Origin of the sequence: Clostridium sp. MT-14 (assembly GCF_042436595.1) — a bacterium.
Lineage (GTDB): Bacteria > Bacillota > Clostridia > Clostridiales > Clostridiaceae > Clostridium_B > Clostridium_B aromativorans.
The window spans coordinates 60317-82049 of record NZ_JBHMIY010000015.1 but is presented as its reverse complement, the minus strand read 5'-3'; the positions used below and the strand labels follow the sequence as shown (position 1 = coordinate 82049).

The following is a 21733-nucleotide window of genomic DNA, read 5'->3' as shown; positions in this document are numbered from 1 at the left end:
ATCCTCCGTGCTCTGGTGCAAGTGGGTAAATCTATTGATCTTTTCCCCCGTTAAGTTTGAAGTCGCTGTCATCAGATTTTGATATTCCGGTATCTGCGCTAGATCATATGTCATTTTTACAGAGTTACGTGATGGTACAAGCATTGGGTTATCTACTGGGTTGCTCAATTTTTCTCCAAACAAATATATATTTAATTTTAATTTACGCAAACTTTCTACGTATTCCTCTCCTGTCATTAAAGACATAAGATCCTACCCCCTTTTAATTTTCTAATTTCATGGAAATTTCTCTAGCTGTTTTAACCACCTTATCCTTGATTTTAGTACAGATTTTATCATTAACCCTTACAGTAGGTATAGATACACTAATTGCCGCTACTATTTTATTTCCAAATGCCCTTATAGGCGCTGATATACATACAAGCCCAATTTGAAATTCCTCATAATCCAATATATATCCATTTTCTCTTCCCTTTTTAAGGTTTTTCATCAATGCATCCATATTTACAATGGTCTTATCGGTAAATTTTTTAAGAGGAAATTTCAATAACATTTTTAACTTATTTTCGGGAAAATCCATCAAAAGACATTTCCCCAGTCCCGAACAATGGCAAGGGTATTTAGATCCGATTTCCAAATTAGGTCTTAAAACATGTGAAGAACCTATTGAATTTATATATATTGCATTATCCTCGTCCCTTACTGCTAAATTAACTGTTTCATTGAATTCACGCTGCAATTCCATCATACAGTTATTGGCTTCCATGCTCCAACTTTTGAAATTGTTCATTCTATTAACTGTTTTTAACAAGCTTAACCCAAGTCTGTATTTTTTATTTTTTTTATTTTGGATTAAAATTCCCCTGTATTCCAGTGTGCTCAATATTCTGTACACTGTACTTTCAGATAAATTTACAATACCGCTTATCTCCTTTATACCCATCTCGGTATTATCATCTTTAAAGCACTGAAAGACATCTACCCCTCTTATAATTGATTGAATTAATAATTTAGACTCTAAATTTTCCATTTTGTACTCACCTTTTTCCTCATATTTTTTATATTTTTAGCTTAATCTGATTTTTTTTGCATAGTCTCTTATAATAACTAATTATAATAATAATATCTTTGAGTACAAAAATCATATAATTTATAGACTAAAGTAAAAATAATTTATATGTCAATTCATTTTTAAGCTAATCACATATATCTACTATTTTCCCAGGATTTAAGATGAGATTGGGATCAAGCGCCTTTTTTATTCTCTTTGTCATCTCTATCTGTACAGGCTCCAGAACAAATTTCAAATATGGTTTTTTCTTATTTCCTATACCGTGCTCGCCTGTAACCGAACCGCCCAGATCCGCACACAATTTATATATATCCGACATCAATTTAGGTATTTTTTCATACCATTCATCCAAGGTAGAATTTGGGTTTTTATGAGGATTTGGATGAAGATTTCCGTCACCTGCATGTCCATAGCATGGAATAGGAATATCATATTTTTTAGACAATTCCTGCATTTTTCTCATACATTCAGGTATCTTGGACACTGGAACAACCACATCGTCTAGCACTACATGAGGATTTGTCTGCTTCCATGCATCAGTTATATTCCTTCTTATTTTCCACATTCTTTCAGATGTAGTAGCATTATCTGCGATATATACATCAATAGCCCCATTATCCATGCATAGATTCCCAATTATCTCACTTTCATTATCCAATTCATCTTTACTATTTCCATCCAACTCAATTAAAAGCATTGCACCTGAGCCTTCAGATGAAATATTTTCGTTTAGGTATTTACAAGAATTTTCAAATGATGCCGCATCCATAAACTCTATGGAAGTTGGTATAACTTTTCCAAAAGTCATTATTTTGGGAACCATGCTTATTGCACTATCTATATCCTTAAATAATACAAGCAAATCTATTGTTTCTTTAGGAAGAGGCATAAGCTTTATATATATCTTGGTAAATATACCAAGAGTACCTTCTGAACCTATCATTAAATGTATTAAATCATAGCCTGCCACATCTTTTACTCTTTTTCCACCCAGATGAGCTATTTCACCAGTTGGCGTTACAACATCAAGACCGTAAATATATCTTCCAGTGACGCCATATTTGACAGCTTTTCCACCTCCAGCATTTTCAGCTATATTTCCACCTACATAGCATGACTCAACGCTCATAGGGTAACCTGCATAAAATAATCCATCTTCTTTTACCGCATCATTTATTTCATTTGTTACAACTCCAGGCTCCACGACAATCATTAAGTTTTCCTTATCTATTTCAAGTATTTTATTCATTTTCTCAGTGGATATTACTATTCCCCCATATTGCGGAACAGCTCCGCCAGATAAACCGCTGCCCGCTCCTCTCGGAGTTACCGGTATTAGATATTTATTTGCCAATTTCATTATTTTTGAGATCTCTTCTTCACTTGATGGTTTAAGTGCGACTTCTGGCATATGAGCATAAACCTTTTCTGCTATTTCATCATGTGAATACTGCTCCAAATTTTCATTATCATAAATGACATTTCTCTCTCCGACAATTTCTATAAGCTCATCAATAATCTGTGGTGTAATTTTATTGTATTTCATTTTTAAGCCTCCTTTTTCTTATATTCTTTGATCCCTTTTATTAAAGGCGGAAGAATTTCATTTAAATCACCTATAATACCAAGGTCTGCCACTTTAAAAATTTGCGCATCGGGATCATTATTTATAGCTATAATATTTTCTGAAGTTTGCATACCAGCAATATGTTGAATTGCACCTGAAATGCCTATTGCCATATATAGATTAGGTGAAACAGTTTTGCCACTTAATCCAACTTGATGAGGATAGGTCATCCAATTTTTATCAACAACATCTCTGGAAGCACCAACTTCCCCTCCAAATATTTCTGCTAATTCTTCCAAAGCATTAAAATTTTCAGCCTTTCCTAATCCCCTGCCTCCAGCTACAATAATTTTTGCATCTTGTATACCTACCTGTTGGGTTTCATCTTTTAAAAATTTAATGAATTTGGTCTTAACCTCTGAGGAATCATCTATAAATTCTCTTTTTATAACTTCTCCCTTTCTACTTTCATCAGCTGCCATAGGTTTCATTGAATGTGGTCTCACCGTAGACATTTGAGGTCTTGTATTAGGTGTCTTTATAGTTGCAAGTATATTACCACCTATTGCTGGTCTTGTCTGAAGTAAATTACCTGTGCCCTCTTCTATATCGAGGCCTGTACAATCTGCCGTCAATCCCGTTTTCATTTTTATGGCTACGTAAGGCATCAGAGTCCTTCCTGTAGTCGTAGCTGCTGCAAAAAATATATCCGGCTTAAATTCCTTAAGAAGAGATATTAAAACTTTTGCATAGGATTCAACGATGAAATGTTCAAGATGGCTGTCATTAACAACATAAACCTTATCTGCACCTCTTGCTATCAATTCATTGATATCTTCAGTCTTAATATTATTTCCTATAATAACAGAAGAAAGTGGTGCGTCTAATTTCTTTGCAAGTTCCTTACCCCTATTTAATAGTTCAAAAGATATACTATTTAAACTGCCACATCTAAATTCCGCAAGTGTCCATATTTCTTTCATATAAATGCCTCCTACTTTAATAATTTAAAATATTCTTTTACAGTAAAAAATAAGTTTAATTAATAACTTGTACACTTATTTATATTATTGCTTTAGATGACAGATAATTTAAAATATTTCCTACAACCTTATCTACATCTTCTTCACTTTTAACTTCAAATTTTTGACCCTCTCGAGCTACTTTAGGGCTATCTATTTTAACTACTCTTGTTGGAGAGCCCTTGAGCCCTAAAAATTCGTCCTTAGCTTCTATATCTTCAGCATTCCATACTTTAACATCCATTTTTCTGGCCTTCATTTTGCCTTTAAAATTTGGAAGTCTTGGAGCACATATCTCCTTCGAAACAGTTAGCGCAGCAGGTAATTTCATATCTAAAAGTTCATACCCATCTTCCACAAGTCTTTTTATACCTATATCGTTTTCACTTACGGAAACTATTTCACTTGTAAATGTAGCTACAGGCAAGTCAAGAAAAGATGCAATTCCCGGCCCAACTTGAGCTGTTTCTCCATCTGTTGCTCTTTCACCGCAAATTACAAGATCAAAATCTTTTATCTTTTTTACAGCACGTGATATAACATATGATGTAACCCATGTATCCGATCCTGCAAATTTTCTATCCGATAACAATATTCCATCATCGCATCCCATAGAAACTGCTTCTTTAATCGAGGCCACAGCACTCTGGGGTCCCATGGATAAGGCAATAACTTCTCCACCATATTTTTCTTTTAGCTGTACAGCTGTTTCTACTGCATATAAATCCATAGGATTTATTATACTTTCAACACCACTTCTAACAATAGTACCTTTTTCCGGATCCATTTTTACATTGCTTGTTTCAGGCACTTGCTTAACTGGAACTATAATTTTCATATGTTACACTCCTTATCTTTTTAAAAATCAAAACCATGTTTTTGAATAATATTGTTTTATTTCTAATCTTCGTTTAAACGATATATAAAATTAGTTCAATACTCAAATAGAAAATTATCTAAAAATTTTCTATAATGTAATCCATTGCACATTCAATAATTATTTAAAGCCATTAAATGTAATCATTATCATGTAAAAATAAATTTATTATTCTGAATTATCTGTCATCTATAAATATTTTATTCTTATAGTTAATATAGCATATATTAAAATAGCTCATTTCATTATATACTATTTTTCTGTGTTAATTTGAAATCGTCTTTCTCTTTTATTAAAATACCCTATAATATAGGAATATAAAAAATTTCTATATTATAGGGTATTTTAATAAAGTTATCTAATTTCTTAAATTATCTTTTTCTTCTGGCTACAGCCAGACGTGACTTGTTGACCTCTTTTATACTGGAGGGTCCCATCTTTAAAATCAATTTCACATAGAGTATATCTATAATAACGAGTTGTACAATACGGGAAACCATTGCATCTGAACGATATTTTGTCTCATTTGTAGAACTCAACAATACAGCATCCGCAACTTCAGTTATTGTGGAATGAATATAACTTGTTAAAGCTACAACTTTAACACCATTTTCTTTTGCTATGTCTATACAATCCAGATCTTCATAGCTTTCACCTGAATGTGAAACTATAAACAACAGATCAGAGGGAACCGTATGAGCACATACTATATTCATTATATGAGAATCATCACAATTGAAAACATTTAACCCAATTCGCGAAAGCTTATGAAATGCATCTTTCGCAATTATTCCGGATGCACCCATTCCAAAAAACAACACCCTTCTAGCATTTAAAATTAAATCTGTCACTTTATCAATCGACTCGTCATCTACCATATTGCTGATATCCCTTATAGAATTTACTGTTGAAAATATAACTTTTTCCTTAACATCACTTGTACTGTCATCAGGCTTGATCTCTTCATATATGGCCTGAGTTGAATCTGCGGATATGTCCTGAGCAGTTCTCACCCTAAACACCTGATAGGAGCTAAACCCTATTTTTCTTAAGAATCTCATTATGGTTGTCTCACTGGTATTACATTTACTTGCAAGATCGCTTATGGAAAGAAGGATAACCTCATTCCTGTTATTTAAGATAAAATCTGCAATATTCTTTTGTACAGGTGACAGAAGGTTATATTTTGTTCTTATTATAGTAAATACATTATCTTTCACAACAATTTTCTCCTTAACATTAATTAAAAGTACTATATACTATTTAATACTAATTTGATGGACTAAATATAGTAAATATACCACCCTTATATATAAAAATTAGTAATTAATTTACTATCATTAATAGTAATACATTTATCCATATATGTCAATGACCATAAATAGTAAAACTCCAGCATTGATTCGCTAAACCCATAAATGTTATACTTGTTTAAAATCCCAATTATACGAATTTTACATAGGTAAAATGAGCTTTTAATTATATAAAATTTCTGGTTGGTACAATTTTCGATTTCTGGTTGCAGACATCTTCCTGTAAAAGCATTTATAATTGATTATATCAACTATAAATGCTTGGAGATGAAAAAGTAATGAAATACTTTATACAGGGACTACTGCTTGGAATTTCTTATGTAGCACCTATAGGCATGCAGAATCTATATGTCATTAATTCTGCCATGTCAAATAAAAAAACCGATGCCTACAAAATAGCTTTCATAACAATATTCTTTGATATTTCTCTTGCCATTACTTGCTTTTGGGGAATTGGAACTATAATTGAGAGGTTGAAAGTTTTAAAAATTTTCGTTTTACTTGTAGGCTGTATAGTTGTCATATATATTGGGCTAAATCTTATACTAAGTACAACATATATAAACAGGAAAGCAGCTGTAGAAAAAAATTTAACTAAAACAATAGCTTCTTGTTTTATAGTCACATGGATGAATCCCCAGGCTATTATTGACGGCTCCTTACTTTTAGGTGGATTTAAGGCATCCATGTCCTATGAAAATTCTGGATTTTTTATATTTGGATCCTGTACGGCCTCGTTTTTCTGGTTTATATTTCTCACAACCATAGTATCCATCTTTAAGCATAGTTTTAACAAAAAATCCATAAGAATCATCAATATAATATGCGGTATAGTAATAATTTATTATGGATTGAAACTGGGCCTTAATTTTATTCAAGAATTATCAAATACTAAATTCATAGATAATCTCTTAAATTATATTATTGTAAAAGGATCTGAACATATATGTTAAATATAGATTGGAAACCCCAACGAAATTCTTCCACTGCGCTGTACAGACAAATTGTAGATTATATAAAAGAGAAAATAGGAAATGGAGAGTGGACTGTAGGAACACGACTTCCAGTACAAAGAGAGCTGGCAAAAATATTTGAAGTAAACAGAAGTACTGTGATAGAAGCCTTAGATGAATTAAAAGCAGATGGGTTGATTGAAGGCAGAGGTAAAAAAGGTACTGTAATTATAAATAACACCTGGTCTTTAATGGCTTCAACACCTGCTGGAAATTGGGAGCATTATATAAAAAATGGAATACAGCAGCCCAATTTACCTACGATTCAAATTATAAACAAACTTGAGTACAGTGATAATATAATAAGACTTGGAACAGGAGAACTTTCTCCTGAGTTATTCCCAGAAGAAATGATGAAAAATGTATTCAGTACTATCTCCAATAAAATAAAATCCCTGGGATATGAGAGGCCTAAAGGTTTATTATATTTAAGAGAAATTATAAGCCAGCATATAAAAAAATTTCACATAAATGCATCGCCTTCTTCTATATTGATCGTCTCAGGATCTCTTCAAGCACTTCAGTTGATTTCAATGAGTATATTAAAACCCGGTTCTACTGTGCTTGTAGAAAAACCCTCTTATATAAAATCACTTCACGTATTTGAATCCTGGGGGACTAAATTAAAGGGGATATCTATGGATAAAGATGGAGTTAAATTAAATGAGATCTTGAAAAACTTGGATAATACCACTTCGCTTTTATACACCATACCTACATTCAATAACCCTACAGGTACAATTATGTCACAGGATAGAAGGGATGATTTATTAAATTTATGCACTCGTGAAAGACTCCCTATTATTGAAGACGATGCTTACAGGGAATTATGGATGGAAGAAATTCCTCCTGACACTTTGAAGTCAAGGGACAAAAATGGAATAGTGCTCTATATGAATACCCTTTCAAAATCTTTAGCTCCGGGAATGCGAATCGGATGGGTAATAGGACCTGAAGCTGTTATAGAGCGTTTAGGAGATGTGAAAATGCAAACAGACTATGGGGCAAGTTCTATCTCACAGTATGCAGCTGCAGAATGGATAAAGAGCGGATTATATGAAGCATACCTCAAAAAACTCAGGAGAAAACTTAAATTAAGAAGAGACATTACAATAAAAATTCTTGAGAAATATTTTTCAGACATAGCTCTGTGGAATATACCAAAAGGAAGCTTTTATATATGGATGAGATTGAACAGCAAAATAAATATGACCAAACTTTTTTACAGGTGCTGTAAAAACGGAATTCTTATCAATCCAGGATATATGTATGATTTCAATACAAATTATAATATAAGAATTTCATATTCTTATGCTTCTATACAGGATTTGCAATTTGGACTAAAAAAACTTTCCGATATAATTAGGAATTCACATTTTGACTTAGAATAATTAAAATATAATGCTCTACTCTTCAGAAATCTGTAAAGCAGAGCACTATCATTGTATCTATAAATTATTTAATTGCCATTATCTCTTCAATTAAATAATTTATAGATATCACCCTTTTCCAAAGCATTATAAAGACTGTTCTTTCTCTTCAAAAGTTCTTTATATTTTATTACATAGTTCTTATCCGGTTCAAATACCTCCTGTCTGGCATTACATATGTTTTTAAATGCTTCATTATAATCATCATAAACACCTAATGTAACAGAAGAGCTTATCAATGCCCCAAGAGAGCTTGCCTCACTATTTTCATATTTTATTACATTTTTATCGAATGCACTGGCCTGAATTTTATCAAATAAATCAAATTTAGTCATTCCACCTGCTACATTGACGCTGTTGATTTCACCGGATATATTTTCAATAAGGTTAATATTATCGGCTATTTCAAGAGCAATTCCTTCAAGTACAGCTCTCGCCACATCTCCTCTTTTAGTTCCCAAGGTAAGATTGAAAATCACACCTTTTGCCATAGGATTCCAGTAAGGTGCCGCACTACCCTGAAAATGTGGAAGCAGCAATACACCATTCGCACCTACTGTAGATTCAATGGCCTCATCATTTAACATCTTAAAAGAATCTCCACTGCTTTCTTTGTAAAACTGTTCCTTAAGCCATCTATATATAGCACCTGTATTAAAGATACCAGCTTCAGCTATCCATTTGCCAGGAACAGCTGCAGCACTGCATAACGTTCTCATCTGCCCGTCAAAAGCAGGCTTTTCAGAAAACGCAATTACAAAAGATCCTGTACCCGTATTAGCTTCTGCAGAACCCGGTGCCAATATATTTAAGGCCAAAGCTGCACACTGTTGATCTCCACCCCCTATAATTACAGGAATATCTGATTTTAACCCGGTAATTCTTGACATCTCCTGTGTCAAATTCCCCACTATTGAGCCTGGGGCACAGAGTTCAGGCAGCAATTCTTTATCTATCCCAATTTCATTGAGCAATTCCTCATCCCAGTTAAAATTCTTTATATTCATAAGCATAGTTCTCGATGCCTGTGTCCAATCCGTAATAAACTTCCCGGTAAGTAAATATATAACAAAATCTTGTACACCTAATAACTTATGTGTATTTTTATATATTTCAGGCTGCTCTTCTTTAATCCAAAGCATTTTAGGTGCTGAAAAATAAGGATCTAACCTCAATCCAGTTTTACGATAGATCTCATTTGCACCAATTATATTTGAAATCTCAAAACACTGTGTATTACTCCTTTTATCCTGCCACATAACAGAATTAAACAATGGTTTACCTTTTATGTCTACCGGAATTACAGATGCCCTCTGAGAAGTCACCGCAATTGTACATATATTCAACCTATTTCTATTTACATACTGAGCAGTATTCATAAGTGTAAAAACCAATGCATTGTGCCAGCTTTCAGGATCCTGCTCCACTTCATTACCATTCGTTATCACTGTATGATATTCCTTAGACTCCTCATGTATAAACTGACCTTTTAAGCTATAAACTATAGATCTCAAACTGGATGTACCTACATCAATTATAATTGCGTATTCCATAACTTACCTCCATTTAAAAGTTATTTTATAAAACGTATTCATTTTATAACAAATTATTTTACACCCCAGTAATTCAGCAGATTGTCCTTCTTTTTAATTAAGCTTACAAAAAGGTATTAATTAAACTATTTTTTAAAGGAACATATCCATATGTTCCTCTAAAAATAGTTCAATATTTTAATCCTAAAGATATAAAATCACATCAATTATCGTTCATAAAAATCACTTTATGCATCATAAAACATGTTCATATATTTTTTTACAACTTCTTTAACATATTTTACTTCCATTAAAGACACTTTTGAAAGATGATAATTCGTATCTGACTTAAGTGCTCCCTTTATCTTATTTACAGTATACATCGATATTTCAGTGTTTACATTTATTTTGCAGATGCCATTGTATATGCACTCTTTAATAGTGGCTTGAGGGGTTCCTGAACCGCCATGCAATACCAGGGGTATGTCTATCTTTGAGGATATTGCCTTTAGCACTCCTATATCTATCTTAGGTTCCCCCTTATACATACCATGAACAGTTCCTATTGATACGGCAAGAGCATCCACTTCTGTCTTTTTTACAAATTCTTCTGCTTGATCCGGGTCTGTGTAAATCTGTTTTCCCTCGTCTTCATTTGAATAATCTCCACGTGATAATGCCCCAAGTTCCGCTTCTACCGTTACCCCCACTGCATGCGCAATAGATACTATTTGAGCTGTCTTACGTAAATTCTCTTCAAAGCTAAGGCTGGATCCATCAAACATCACAGATGTGAATCCTGCTCTAATGGCCTGAATAATATGCTCAAAGGATTTACAATGATCCAGATGAAGGGCAACTGGAGTACTGATATTTTTAGCCAGGGAATTTACTACTGCATACACAGTATTTAAATCCATATTATCTAAATATTTTTCTCCAAATGCCACTATGACAGGTTTCTTTAACTCATCCGCCGACTCCAGTACACCTTTTATAGTTTCAAAATTATATACATTAAAAGAACCTATAGCATGCTTCTTCAAATGAGCATCTCTTAACATTGATGATAAATTTACTAACATCCTCTCACCTCGCTGAGCCACTTTTTAAATTCTTTATTCTCAAGCACTTCAGGGTTTACTATAAATCTGGCCTCTTCTGTCTTCAACAATTTTTCGATGTCTTCCATAAGAAGTTCCGGAGATCTGCTCAAAGCTTCCTTAGTTGTGCCCGCTATATGAGTGGATAAGGTCACATTGTCCAGCTCCAAGAACTCACTGCCCTCAGGTATAGGTTCTGTCCAGAACACATCCAGTCCTGCACCAGCTATTTTTTTCTCTTTCAATGCCTTCAACAGTGCTTTCTCCTCCACAAGTCCTGCTCTTGCAGTATTTATAAGATAAGCTGTAGGCTTCATAGATCCTATTTCTTTCTCACCTACTAGATTTTTAGTTTCTTCACTTAAACGAGCATGAAGCGTTATAAAATCGCTCTCCTTAAATAAGGTTTCTTTATCTACAGGAGTACAACCTGCTTTTTTTATAACCTCATCATCCACAAATGGATCATATACCATGGTATTTGTTTCAAAACCCGAAAGCTTTTTAGCTACAAGTCGTCCTATATATCCAAATCCCACAATACCAACATTTTTTCCTTTTAATTCTGGAACCCAGCTGGAATTGGAAAACTCTTTTCTCCATTTTCCTCCTTTAATTGAATGAAAAGCTCTGGCAATATTCCTACATTCACTCAACAGCATTCCGACTGCATAGTCAGAAACTGCCTCTGCATTTCTTCCCTTTACATTAAAAACAAGTATTCCCCTTTTTGTGGCTTCTTCAACATTTACATTTTCAAGTCCTGCACGGGATACCCCTGCTATACGCAGTTTCGGCATAGCTTCAAAAACTTTTGAAGAAATAGGTAAAAATAGCCCCATGAGCATGGAAGCATCTTTTCCTTCAGCTTTTATCAGTGAATCAACTTCTTCTATTTCAGGTCCCTTTTTCTCTACTTCCAGCCTTCTATTTTGAAGTTTACCCCAGTCAGATTCCCAATTGCCAACCTTAGTTTCTCCTACAAACTTATTCAGATACTTTTTACAAGCTCCCTCGAAGCTTTCTCCCGGAATCATAGCATCTCCTATTAGCAATGCCTTTACTTTCTTTCCCATAATTATGTCCTCCTCTTATTAAAACAGTTTATTTAAATTTTTATGTCAATAAATATAAGTTTTCTCTAAAGTCTAAATATATTTTACATCAGTTTATTTACGACTTATTAGTATATTTAGCAGTAAATTTATTACTAAATACAGTATGTCATAATTTATTTTATTTGTCAACAGCTACTTTCCGTGTAAACTAAGTTAATTAAACATGGATTTATAACATAGTCCAATTGGACTGTATTATAAATCCATAAATTCTCATCAATACAAAACAAAAAATCAAGTTATAGGTTTATCAACTTATAATCTCTAGAACCGAGACCTATTTTTTCTCCATAAGCAAGTTGAACCTCACCGTAAGTATTCTTTCTCATAGCTTTAAATTTATCCTCACAGTGGTGATAATCATGGTCATGGTGCTCATTATCTTTTAAAAATGTATTATTCAATGCTACTGCTTTATTTACTAAATCATAACAGGCGGTATCCAGAGCCACTGGATCGGCAGATGCCAGTATTCCTATATCCGGCACTATGGGAGTATCACTCCAGGGAACGCAATCACAGTCAGGTGTTACATTAATTATAAAGTTTATATATCCTACTTTTCCCTCTTTTCCCTTCACTGCCCCATAAGCATATTCGGTAAGTTTTTCAGTAAATATTTTTGATTCCATCTCGCCACCTGATTCAATGGCCTTAACAGGACAAACTGTCATACATTCACCGCATCCTACACATCTCATCTTATCTATGGATGACTTTTTATCCTCAAGAGTTATGGCTTTTTGAGGACATACCTTTGCACACTGCCCGCAGCCTACACATTTTTCTATATTCACACTAGGTCTTATGGAATGCTGATCCTTCTTACCTGCAGGATTTGCACATCCCATAGCCAAATTCTTAATGGCTCCACCAAATCCCGCAACTTCATGACCCTTAAAATGAGACATTACAATCATACTATCAGCCCCAACTATGACACCGGATATCCTCGTATTTTTAAAATGTCTCTTATTTATTTCCACTTCCCTTACATTCTCACCTTTCAAGCCATCTGCTATTATCACAGGTGCATTTACTACCGCATAATTAAATCCATGCAATATTGCTGTGTTTACATGGTCAACCGCATTTGATCTGCTTCCAGAATACAATGTGTTTGAGTCAGTTAAAAATGGATTCGCACCAGCTTCTTTTACCTTGTCGACAATTTGTCTTACAAATACAGGGTTGATATACCCATCGCTTCCAAGCTCACCAAAATGAATTTTTATAGCAGTTAAATCTCCCTTATTAAGAAGATCTTTAAATCCCGCTTTATCAAATAATTTTTTTATCTTGGTTATTTTATTTTCTTTTGCTTTTCTAGCCCTTAAGGTTACAAAATATACGCTACTTTTCATAAGATCACCTCATTATGATTATTCAAGACTCTCAACAGCTTTTTTAGCCCAACTGGAATCCCTATATACAGCTCTGCCTACTCCAATGAGATCTGCCTTATTTTCAGACAGCAGTGTTTCAGCAGCCTGAACTTCTGTAATACCTCCCGTTAAAATGACAGGAATGGATATGACTTTTTTAATTTCCTCAGTAAGAGGTGAAAAATACCCCTGCGAAGTATTTCCAGGCAAGGTATACCTGCAAAATCCACCGGAAATATCAAGTACATCAACCCCTGCTTTTTCAAATTCCAGGGCTGCAATTTTACTATCTTCAACAGTACTTCCTCCCGGCATATAATCAGAAGCACCTAAACGCAAAAAAATGGGGAAATCATCGCCTACAGATTCACGGATCGCCCTGATGACATCAAGATGTATTTTAATTCTAGCTTTTACATTTCCTCCATATTCATCAGTTCTTTTATTGGTAAGAGGAGAAAAAAATTGATTTAAAAAATAACCATGAGCAGAATGAATTTCAACACCGTCAAATCCGGACCTTTTTACACGAATTGCCGCTGCCTCAAACTGCTTAACTATATTTTCAATTTCCATACAGGTAAGTTCTTTCGGCATATCTCCTTTTATCGGATTTGCCACAGCAGAAGGACCAACTACTTCAGCACCCGTAATACTCCTACTGGCAGCACTGCCGGCATGGTTAATCTGCATTATGGTTTTAGAACCATTCCTGTGAATAATTTCAGATAATCTTTTCAAGCCTTCCACTAAACCGTCATCTGATATAGAGAGCTGTTTCTTGCTTGCCTTTCCTGCCTGAGCAATAAAACTATGTTCAATAATGATAAGCGATATATATCCTCCCTTTGACTTTTCATCATAATATTTCAATATATCCTCACTTACTTTTCCATCTTCCCTGGACTTTGAGGTAGCCATCGGCGGCATAATCAACCTATTCTTTAAAGCTAATTTGTCTGTTTCAAGCGGTTTAAGTAAATATGACATATTCATACCCCCAATTACAATCTTTAAATAACATTATACCACATCCCAAATCACGCATTTTAACCTTACCTTAAAAAAGTTCGCATTTTAAAGTAAAAAATAAATAAGAGTTCTCTAAAAACTATATAACTCTCATTTTTTAGAAAACCCTTATTTTAAAACACATAAATTCTAAGCTTCTTCTTTAATTTCCGTTTTTTTATCTTCTCTAACAAAAATATTTACATCCAGATTCTTTTTATTGCCAAGCAACACCAATAAACTCAACACTATGCCTACGGCAAGACCCCAGGCAGCACCTCTTGCAACTATTACAGCAGCCATTACACCTGCAATTCCCAAATCATTTATAGTACGTGCTTTCAGTATTCCTATTCTCACAGAAACATACCCTTGAACCATCATGGTCAAAGCCAGTGCTATATTTAAAATTGGAGTGACAAGAGTAACTATAGGCATTAAGAAATAACCTGTTAAAGTACCAAACCTGAATGAACCTGCACCTCCGTTTATAGAATCCATGGCTTTTCTACCATGTTTATATCTGTCACATACCACAACCTGCATAGCTGCCCATAGAGGGCCGCACATAGTTATATCAGGGCCTATAATTGACATTAAACAATTACGCAGTCCAAATATTAAATGCGATCTGTTAGGATTATAGTCTATAAACTCATCCGGGCGAACTTTTCCTGCATCTTCCAATAATGCCTGTGCCTGAATCATTTCACCAAATAATATTACATAAGCTGAAAATACCATTGGTATGGCCTGTATAAACATTTTCGCCGATGGAAAGCCTATGGACCAGAATGTCCAATGACTCCACAGTTCTCCAAAGGAAGGGTTCGAAAATCCCCATTTAATACTTGGCCACATAGTTTCTCCTACGAGCGGAGCTACTACTACTGCCAGCAATATACAGGGCAAAATCCCCAGATTTGAAATTACCTGAAGAACTTTGTTTTTATTTCTCAAGCTCTTAAAATAATTTGAAAATAACAGCCAAAATGCCAAACCTATACATATTGCAATTGACCAGGGATATTTTTGGAAATATCCAGTTTTTCCAAATACAGTATTTACGGCTGCAATTCCAGCTCCCATTATGATACCAGCCTGCATACAGTTTGGTATCAGTGTAATTATTTTCTTGCCCAACCCTGTAATACCAAGGAAAGCAGCAAAAACACCTAAACTCAATTCAAATGCAATAAGTGCTTGTACTCTTTCAGGACCCATAGGGAATTCACTGACATACAACATTAAAAGTGGTATGGCAGGTGTAACCCATCCCGGTACAACCGGATCACCCAGCAAGACATGAGTGCAGTAAAGAATTCCATTAAGAACGACAATGGCCAATGCAACTTCAAATGGCATTCCCAAATACTGCTGAAGCATGGGGATAGCACCAAGACAAACAGCACACATCAAAAGTCCCTGAACATAATCTGCAATTTCAAACCTATAGTGCACTCCTGGAATACGTATTTTGAACGGACCTGCTGGTATATAAGGGCACTCTTTTCCATATTCTCTTTTATGTGCCATGAATTATTCTCCTTTACTCATTTTTATTTTTACATATATCCTTCACTCATTTTTATTCTTTATATATTTACTAAAATTTATCATTAAATCTCTTCTCAAATTCTCTAATCAACGGTTCTCTAAAATCCGGGTGAGTGACATTTATCAAAGCTCTAGCCCTATCTCTCAGAGTCTTTCCCTTAAGATGAGCAATACCATATTCTGTAACCACATAATCTGCATCACATCTATTAGTAGTAACCGTAGCACCAGTATCCAGCAGTGAAACTATTCTTGAAACTTTTCCCCTTGCCGCAGTAGAAGGTATGGCTATAATTGCCTTACCATCCCTGGCCATATTGGCTCCCCTTATAAAATCCACTTGTCCTCCAACTCCGCTTATCTGTTTTAATCCTATACTTTCAGAACATATCTGTCCCATTAAATCTACTTGAACGCAGGAATTTATTGACACCATCTTATAGTTTTGCATAATAATTCTAGGATCATTTACATAATCTACAGGATAAGAGGCTATAATAGGGTTATCGTCTACAAAATTATATAATTTTTTCGTACCCATTAAAAATGTCACAACTATTTTCCCAGGATGAAGGGTCTTTTTACTATTATTAATAACCCCCGCCTTTATTAAATCCACCACACCATCTGATATCATTTCAGAATGTATCCCCAAGTCCTTTTTATCTTTCAAAAACATAAGTACAGCATCTGGAATGGCACCTATACCAAGCTGAAGAGTTGAACCGTCTTCAATTAGAGATGCACAGTATCTGCCTATGGATTTCTCCACTTCTCCCAATTTAGCCGGCTTCAGTTCTATAAGCGGATGCGAGACCTCCACTATATAATCAATATCCGATACATGTATAAATGAATCTCCCAAAGTCCTTGGCATGTTTTCATTTACTTCCGCAATTACAAGTTTGGCATTTTCCGCTGCCGGCTTGGTATAATCATTGGAAATTCCAAAACTGCAGTAGCCATATTTGTCCGGTCTGCTTACCTGTATGACTGCCACATCCACCGGCAAATAGCCTTTTCTGAATAAATCCGGTATCTCATAGAAATAGCAAGGTGTATAATCACCTCTGCCTGAATTTACAGCATCCCTGGTTGTAGCTCCTGCAAACAGTGAATTGTGATGAAAATACTTTTCCATTCCGGGTTTAGCATATTCGCCTTTGCCCATGGCTACCATATGAACTATCTCTACGTTTTCATAATTTTCTTTATTTTTTACCATTGCATCTACTATATCCAGTGGTTCCCCGGTAGCATGTGCAATAACTACCCTGTCATGAGATTTTATTTTAGAAACAGCTTCTTCTGCATTAACCAATTTTTTCTTATATATATCCTTCCAATTCATAAATATAATTCCCCCTTATTTTTCATTGGAGTATTGATCCAACAGATTTCTAACTTCATTAAAATCTTCTTCAGATCTCACCAATATTCTTTTAAACCTAAATTTAAGTTCGCTGTAGTTAACACAGCAGCTAGTACATCCACATAAAATTATCAATATATCATACACTTTATCCAATTGAGCTACTTCAAAATTGTATTTAAAAATTTCTTTCAAATTATAGAAAAATTTCTTTCTATCGTATCCGGGATTGCACCCTCCACAATATTTAATCCCCACGTTCAGCACTCAGTCATCCAAATCCTTATTCAATATTTTTTTTGCTAAATCTAAAGTTTCCTGACTTATATAATTTACAACTTCTACTTTTTTTACCTGTTCGATTTTTAATTTCAAAGAAGTTTCAATTACATTTTTTACGGTGTCCCTGGATAGAGCGCAATTGCTGCACTTGCCCAAAAGCCTAACTTTAACTATTCCATCTTTCACTCCAATAAATTGGATATCACCATTATGACTATTTAAATAAGGTCTTATGTTTTTATCAATTATTTCCAATATTTTTTCCTCCATAAATGCAGCACCTCATTTTACTCACGGGGTGAAAATCACCCCATCTTTATATTCACTATTCTTCTATTCTGGCTATAGCTTTTGCCAACAATTTCTTCTGGCCCAGATTTCCCTGTCTTGATATCATTATTCTCTGTGCCTGTGGTGAACCTGCACCGTGCATGGACTCAGTTCTATAGCCCACTGCTGCAGTACCTAGGCTCAAATTTTCTATAAGCCTGAGTACTTTCATTCTGTTCTCTACGGGAACAGATGCAGTCCCTACTAGATATTTTTCTACATATTTTCCTACTTCAGGGCTCTTATAATCCTTTTCTGAAGGCATTGTAACCATAAGACCTCCTGCTATATCTTCCGCCAGCCTTACAATTTCATAGGGAAATCTCGTTACATTCTGCTTGCATACATTTGCAAGCAGCAAATCTATCTGATAGTTGCCTGCTTTTGTTGGATATCCCTCAGAAGAGCAGGCAATCCCACAGGCATACAGTGTTTCATTCAAATGCATCATTTCTATCAATTTGTCCTTTATATGAGATGCCCTCGGCACTCCATTATAATCGGCAGCCAGTGCAGCAGCTCCTATAAGTACATCTCCCACTCCAACCTTGCAGCCACCATAGCTCTGTCTGTGATATCCTGCAAACCTTTCCACCAGCATACCTGCATATTCAGTTTCACCATTTAAAAATATTCTGTCATTTGGAACAAATACATCGTCAAATACCGTCAGTGCTTCTACACCGCCAAAATTCTTATTACCTACATCAATGTCAGCATCTTTCTCCAGTTTTCTTGTGTCACAGGACTGTCTCCCAATTATCATGGTTATTCCCTTTGTATCAGTAGGAACTGCAAAAGATATTGCATAATCCTTATCCTCAGGTTTCATAGCCTGTGTAGGCATTACCAGAACTTCATGAGAATTACAGATTCCTGTCTGGTGAGCCTTTGCGCCTCTAACTACTACTCCGTCCGGCCTTCTTTCTACAACTCTCAAGTACAAATCCGGATCAACTTGTTTGCTCGGGGATAATCCTCTATCTCCCTTAGGGTCTGTCATTGCTCCATCAACTGTGAGATCCTTGTCTTGAACGTATGCCAGATATTTTTTAAAGTTTTCAAAATAATTAGTATCGTACTGTTTGTCTATCTCAAAAGTAGTGCTGTATACTGCATTAAATGCATCCATTCCAACGCATCTTTGGAAACAAGCGGCAGTTTTTTGTCCACATAATCTCTGCATTTTAACTTTCTTTACCAGATCTTCGGCACTTTGATGCAAATGAGTAAATCTATTTACCTTCTCGCCTGTTATATTTGATTTTACCGTCATAAGATCCTCGTATTCCGGCTGCTGAGCCAGATCATAAGTCATCTTCACAGAATTAAGAGATGGACGAAGTACGGGATTATCTACAGGGCTTTCCACCTTTTTCCCCAGATAATAAACGTTTAACTTTAGTTTGCGCAAACTCTCCACATATTCTTCTCCTGTCATTAAAGACATCACAATCATTCCTTTCATCTCATATAGATATAATTTTTTACTTTCACAACCTTATTAAAGCAATTTTAATACCAGTTTTTTATACAAAATACAAAAAATTCGCACAGTCCTCAATTTAGCAGGCAATTACAGAACTATACGAATTTCTTTAGTATAAAAATACTACAGTTGAATTTACAGATTTACTGCATAATTGCAACATAATATTTTTTGTTTATTCAATTTATCAAATATATCTCTTATTTGCATAATTGCAACTGATTTCATTTTTGCAACATACATTTATTCCTGTACCTCTTCCTCTTTCTGACTAAAGTTGAGGCATTTATTCCAAGTTCTCTCGCTGCATCCCTTACATTTCCATATTTTCTAAAAGCACTTTCTATCATAGACTCTTCCAGATTTTCAACCGCATCCTTTAAAGTCAAACGATTCTTTATCATGCCATTTCCCTCGATTTCATATTTGCTGCTGTCCCAGACTTCCCTTATGGGCAGATCGCTTCTCAGTATCTTGTTCCGTGTGGTCATAATTATTACCCTTTCTATTATATTTTTTAGTTCTCTTACATTTCCAGGCCATCTATACTCCTTTAAAGAATCCACTGCTGCACCGGTAATCACTTTATTAAAATCATATTTCTTATTGAATACACCCATGAAATAATTTATAAGTGGCTCAATGTCACCCTTTCTCTCTCTAAGAGGCAAAATCGTAATGGGCACTACATTCAATCTATAATATAGATCTTCTCTAAATGTCTTTTCATCAACCATTTTTTCCAAATTCCTGTTGGTTGCGGCAATCACCCTTATATCAATTTTGATAGTCTCCGTACCGCCTACTCTCCTGATCTCTCTCTCTTGAATCACCCTCAAAAGTTTAACCTGCATATCCAGGTTGAGTTCCCCAATTTCATCCAAAAAAACCGTACCCTCATCTGCTAACTCAAAAAGGCCCATCTTCCCTTCCTTGCTTGCACCCGTAAAGGACCCTTTTTCATAGCCAAAAAATTCTGATTCTATAAGGTTACAAGGTATAGAACTGCAGTCTATTTTTATAAAATTCTTATCGCTTCTCCTGCTGTTTTTATGTATATATTTAGCTACTTTTTCCTTTCCTACACCAGTTTCCCCCAGCAAAAGCACAGTTGTATCCACCTCTGCCACTTTTTTTGCCATATTAAGTGTATTGATCATCTTTTCATCTTTCACTATAATATCTGAACATTCAAGAATCTGCTTCCTCATTGCCTCCAGCTGTAAATGATATTTTCCCATGATCTCCCTGTTTTTCTCCAGTTGTTCCTTCAATTCATAGAGTTCCGTAACATTTCTCACATTTGTGACCACCATGGTTATTTCGCCATTTTCATCGAAAATAGGACTGCTGGAAACCAATGCTGTCTTGCCCGTTTTAAACTTCTGTTCGATTGTAACATTTCTTCTGCTGTTCAACACTATAAGTGTACCGGATTTGGAAATATAATTGTTTTTCTCCAGGTATCTCATATTTTTGCCAAACATTTCACTTTTCCTCATTCCGGTGATTCTCTCATAGGACTTATTTAGAAATATGGTATTTGCATTCCCATCCGTTATATATATCCCATCATAGGAACTTTCAATAACCTGATACAGTTGTTTTATTCTGGATTTCAAAAATTTTGCATCTCCTTCCAGCAAATTATCAAAGCTTACCAATTCCCTGTCTTTCATGAATTAAACCCCCTTCTAAAATCATATAACATAAAATATAACTAAATGTGCAGCACTCTACATAAAAAATCATATCATACATTTAATCGTTTTCATGATAAAATATGCCTATAAACCCTAGCTTTTAAAGCACCAATCACGTATTTAAATAATTTATGCTATTTTGACGGCGGCATAACAAAAGCTTCACCTGTCAAAACCTTATGACCTGCTGAATTGGTACAGGTAGTTTTAAGCTTTGCTATATTCTCATTTTTATATATTTCTAAAACCTCTACTTCCACTTTTATGGTATCTCCAAAATATACAGGCAAATTGAATTTTGAGTTTTGACTTAAATAAATAGTACCTGGACCTGGAAGATACATCCCTATACAGGCAGATAAATATCCTGCTATCAACGCCCCATGTGCTATTCTCTTCTTAAATACATCTTTGTATTTTTTTTCATCTACATGAAGTGGATTGAAATCCCCCGTTATTTCAGCAAATGAATATACGTCACCTTCAGATACAATTCTTTCAAAATGAGCTCTGTCTCCAATTTTCAATTCATCAATGGTTAAGCCTCTCATATAATA

At 34.7% G+C, this 21733-nt stretch carries 20 protein-coding genes; 2 read left to right on the top strand and 18 right to left on the bottom strand.

Features of this window, described 5'->3' with window-relative positions:
- The 6 genes from ACFHWD_RS11890 to ACFHWD_RS11865 all read right to left on the bottom strand — a co-directional run.
- Positions 1-246: 4-hydroxyphenylacetate 3-hydroxylase N-terminal domain-containing protein (locus ACFHWD_RS11890; RefSeq protein WP_378062046.1), on the bottom strand; the 246-nt coding region annotated here is incomplete at its 3' end.
- Between the two features lie 16 nt (positions 247-262).
- Positions 263-1030: an IclR family transcriptional regulator gene (locus tag ACFHWD_RS11885; protein WP_150355339.1), complete on the bottom strand. Its 768-nt coding sequence runs from the start codon at positions 1028-1030 to the stop codon at positions 263-265.
- A 166-nt stretch (positions 1031-1196) separates the two neighbouring features.
- Positions 1197-2618 carry an FAD-binding oxidoreductase gene (locus ACFHWD_RS11880; protein WP_150355340.1) on the bottom strand — a complete coding sequence of 474 codons (1422 nt, stop codon included), beginning with the start codon at positions 2616-2618 and terminating at the stop codon, positions 1197-1199.
- Positions 2619-2620: 2 nt separating this feature from the next.
- On the bottom strand, positions 2621-3622 hold the full coding sequence (locus ACFHWD_RS11875) for an electron transfer flavoprotein subunit alpha/FixB family protein (protein WP_150355341.1): 1002 nt from the start codon (positions 3620-3622) through the stop codon (positions 2621-2623).
- A gap of 79 nt (positions 3623-3701) precedes the next feature.
- Positions 3702-4499, bottom strand: coding sequence for an electron transfer flavoprotein subunit beta/FixA family protein (locus ACFHWD_RS11870; RefSeq protein WP_150355342.1), 798 nt, complete (start codon positions 4497-4499; stop codon positions 3702-3704).
- A gap of 410 nt (positions 4500-4909) precedes the next feature.
- On the bottom strand, positions 4910-5758 hold the full coding sequence (locus tag ACFHWD_RS11865; protein ID WP_207707983.1) for a MurR/RpiR family transcriptional regulator: 849 nt from the start codon (positions 5756-5758) through the stop codon (positions 4910-4912).
- A gap of 371 nt (positions 5759-6129) precedes the next feature.
- Between ACFHWD_RS11865 and ACFHWD_RS11860 the strand changes: the two genes are divergently transcribed.
- The gene (locus ACFHWD_RS11860; RefSeq protein WP_150355344.1) at positions 6130-6804 is read left to right on the top strand and encodes a LysE/ArgO family amino acid transporter; all 675 of its coding nucleotides are present in this window, start codon (positions 6130-6132) and stop codon (positions 6802-6804) included.
- On the top strand, positions 6798-8255 hold the full coding sequence (locus ACFHWD_RS11855; RefSeq protein ID WP_150355345.1) for a PLP-dependent aminotransferase family protein: 1458 nt from the start codon (positions 6798-6800) through the stop codon (positions 8253-8255). Before ACFHWD_RS11860 ends, ACFHWD_RS11855 begins: the two co-directional genes overlap by 7 nt.
- Before the next feature lie 86 nt (positions 8256-8341).
- Here the strand turns inward: ACFHWD_RS11855 and ACFHWD_RS11850 are convergent, their stop codons facing one another.
- From ACFHWD_RS11850 to ACFHWD_RS11795, 12 genes are all read right to left on the bottom strand, one after another.
- Positions 8342-9847, bottom strand: coding sequence for an FGGY-family carbohydrate kinase (locus tag ACFHWD_RS11850; RefSeq protein ID WP_150355346.1), 1506 nt, complete (start codon positions 9845-9847; stop codon positions 8342-8344).
- Positions 9848-10074: 227 nt separating this feature from the next.
- Positions 10075-10911 (bottom strand): ketose-bisphosphate aldolase, encoded by an 837-nt coding sequence (locus ACFHWD_RS11845; RefSeq protein WP_378062041.1) that lies wholly within the window; start codon positions 10909-10911, stop codon positions 10075-10077.
- Positions 10905-12005, bottom strand: coding sequence for a 2-hydroxyacid dehydrogenase (locus ACFHWD_RS11840; protein WP_378062039.1), 1101 nt, complete (start codon positions 12003-12005; stop codon positions 10905-10907). Before ACFHWD_RS11840 ends, ACFHWD_RS11845 begins: the two co-directional genes overlap by 7 nt.
- 281 nt (positions 12006-12286) lie before the next feature.
- On the bottom strand, positions 12287-13411 hold the full coding sequence (locus ACFHWD_RS11835; RefSeq protein WP_378062037.1) for a DUF362 domain-containing protein: 1125 nt from the start codon (positions 13409-13411) through the stop codon (positions 12287-12289).
- Between the two features lie 18 nt (positions 13412-13429).
- The gene (locus ACFHWD_RS11830) at positions 13430-14422 is read right to left on the bottom strand and encodes an NADH:flavin oxidoreductase (RefSeq protein WP_378062035.1); all 993 of its coding nucleotides are present in this window, start codon (positions 14420-14422) and stop codon (positions 13430-13432) included.
- A 171-nt stretch (positions 14423-14593) separates the two neighbouring features.
- The gene (locus tag ACFHWD_RS11825; protein ID WP_150355351.1) at positions 14594-15979 is read right to left on the bottom strand and encodes a hypothetical protein; all 1386 of its coding nucleotides are present in this window, start codon (positions 15977-15979) and stop codon (positions 14594-14596) included.
- A gap of 70 nt (positions 15980-16049) precedes the next feature.
- A complete protein-coding gene (locus tag ACFHWD_RS11820; protein ID WP_378062033.1) occupies positions 16050-17351 on the bottom strand; it encodes an acetyl-CoA hydrolase/transferase family protein in 1302 nt (433 codons plus the stop codon).
- Between the two features lie 15 nt (positions 17352-17366).
- Positions 17367-17639, bottom strand: coding sequence for a hypothetical protein (locus tag ACFHWD_RS11815; RefSeq protein ID WP_378062031.1), 273 nt, complete (start codon positions 17637-17639; stop codon positions 17367-17369).
- Entirely contained in the window at positions 17640-17924 is a 285-nt protein-coding gene (locus ACFHWD_RS11810) for a NifU family protein (protein ID WP_378062029.1), read from the bottom strand.
- Positions 17925-17979: 55 nt separating this feature from the next.
- Entirely contained in the window at positions 17980-19434 is a 1455-nt protein-coding gene (locus ACFHWD_RS11805) for a 4-hydroxyphenylacetate 3-hydroxylase family protein (RefSeq protein WP_378062027.1), read from the bottom strand.
- A 263-nt stretch (positions 19435-19697) separates the two neighbouring features.
- Positions 19698-21152: a sigma-54 interaction domain-containing protein gene (locus ACFHWD_RS11800; RefSeq protein WP_378062025.1), complete on the bottom strand. Its 1455-nt coding sequence runs from the start codon at positions 21150-21152 to the stop codon at positions 19698-19700.
- Positions 21153-21310: 158 nt separating this feature from the next.
- Entirely contained in the window at positions 21311-21727 is a 417-nt protein-coding gene (locus tag ACFHWD_RS11795; protein WP_378062023.1) for a MaoC family dehydratase, read from the bottom strand.
- Between the last annotated feature and the right edge of the window lie 6 nt (positions 21728-21733).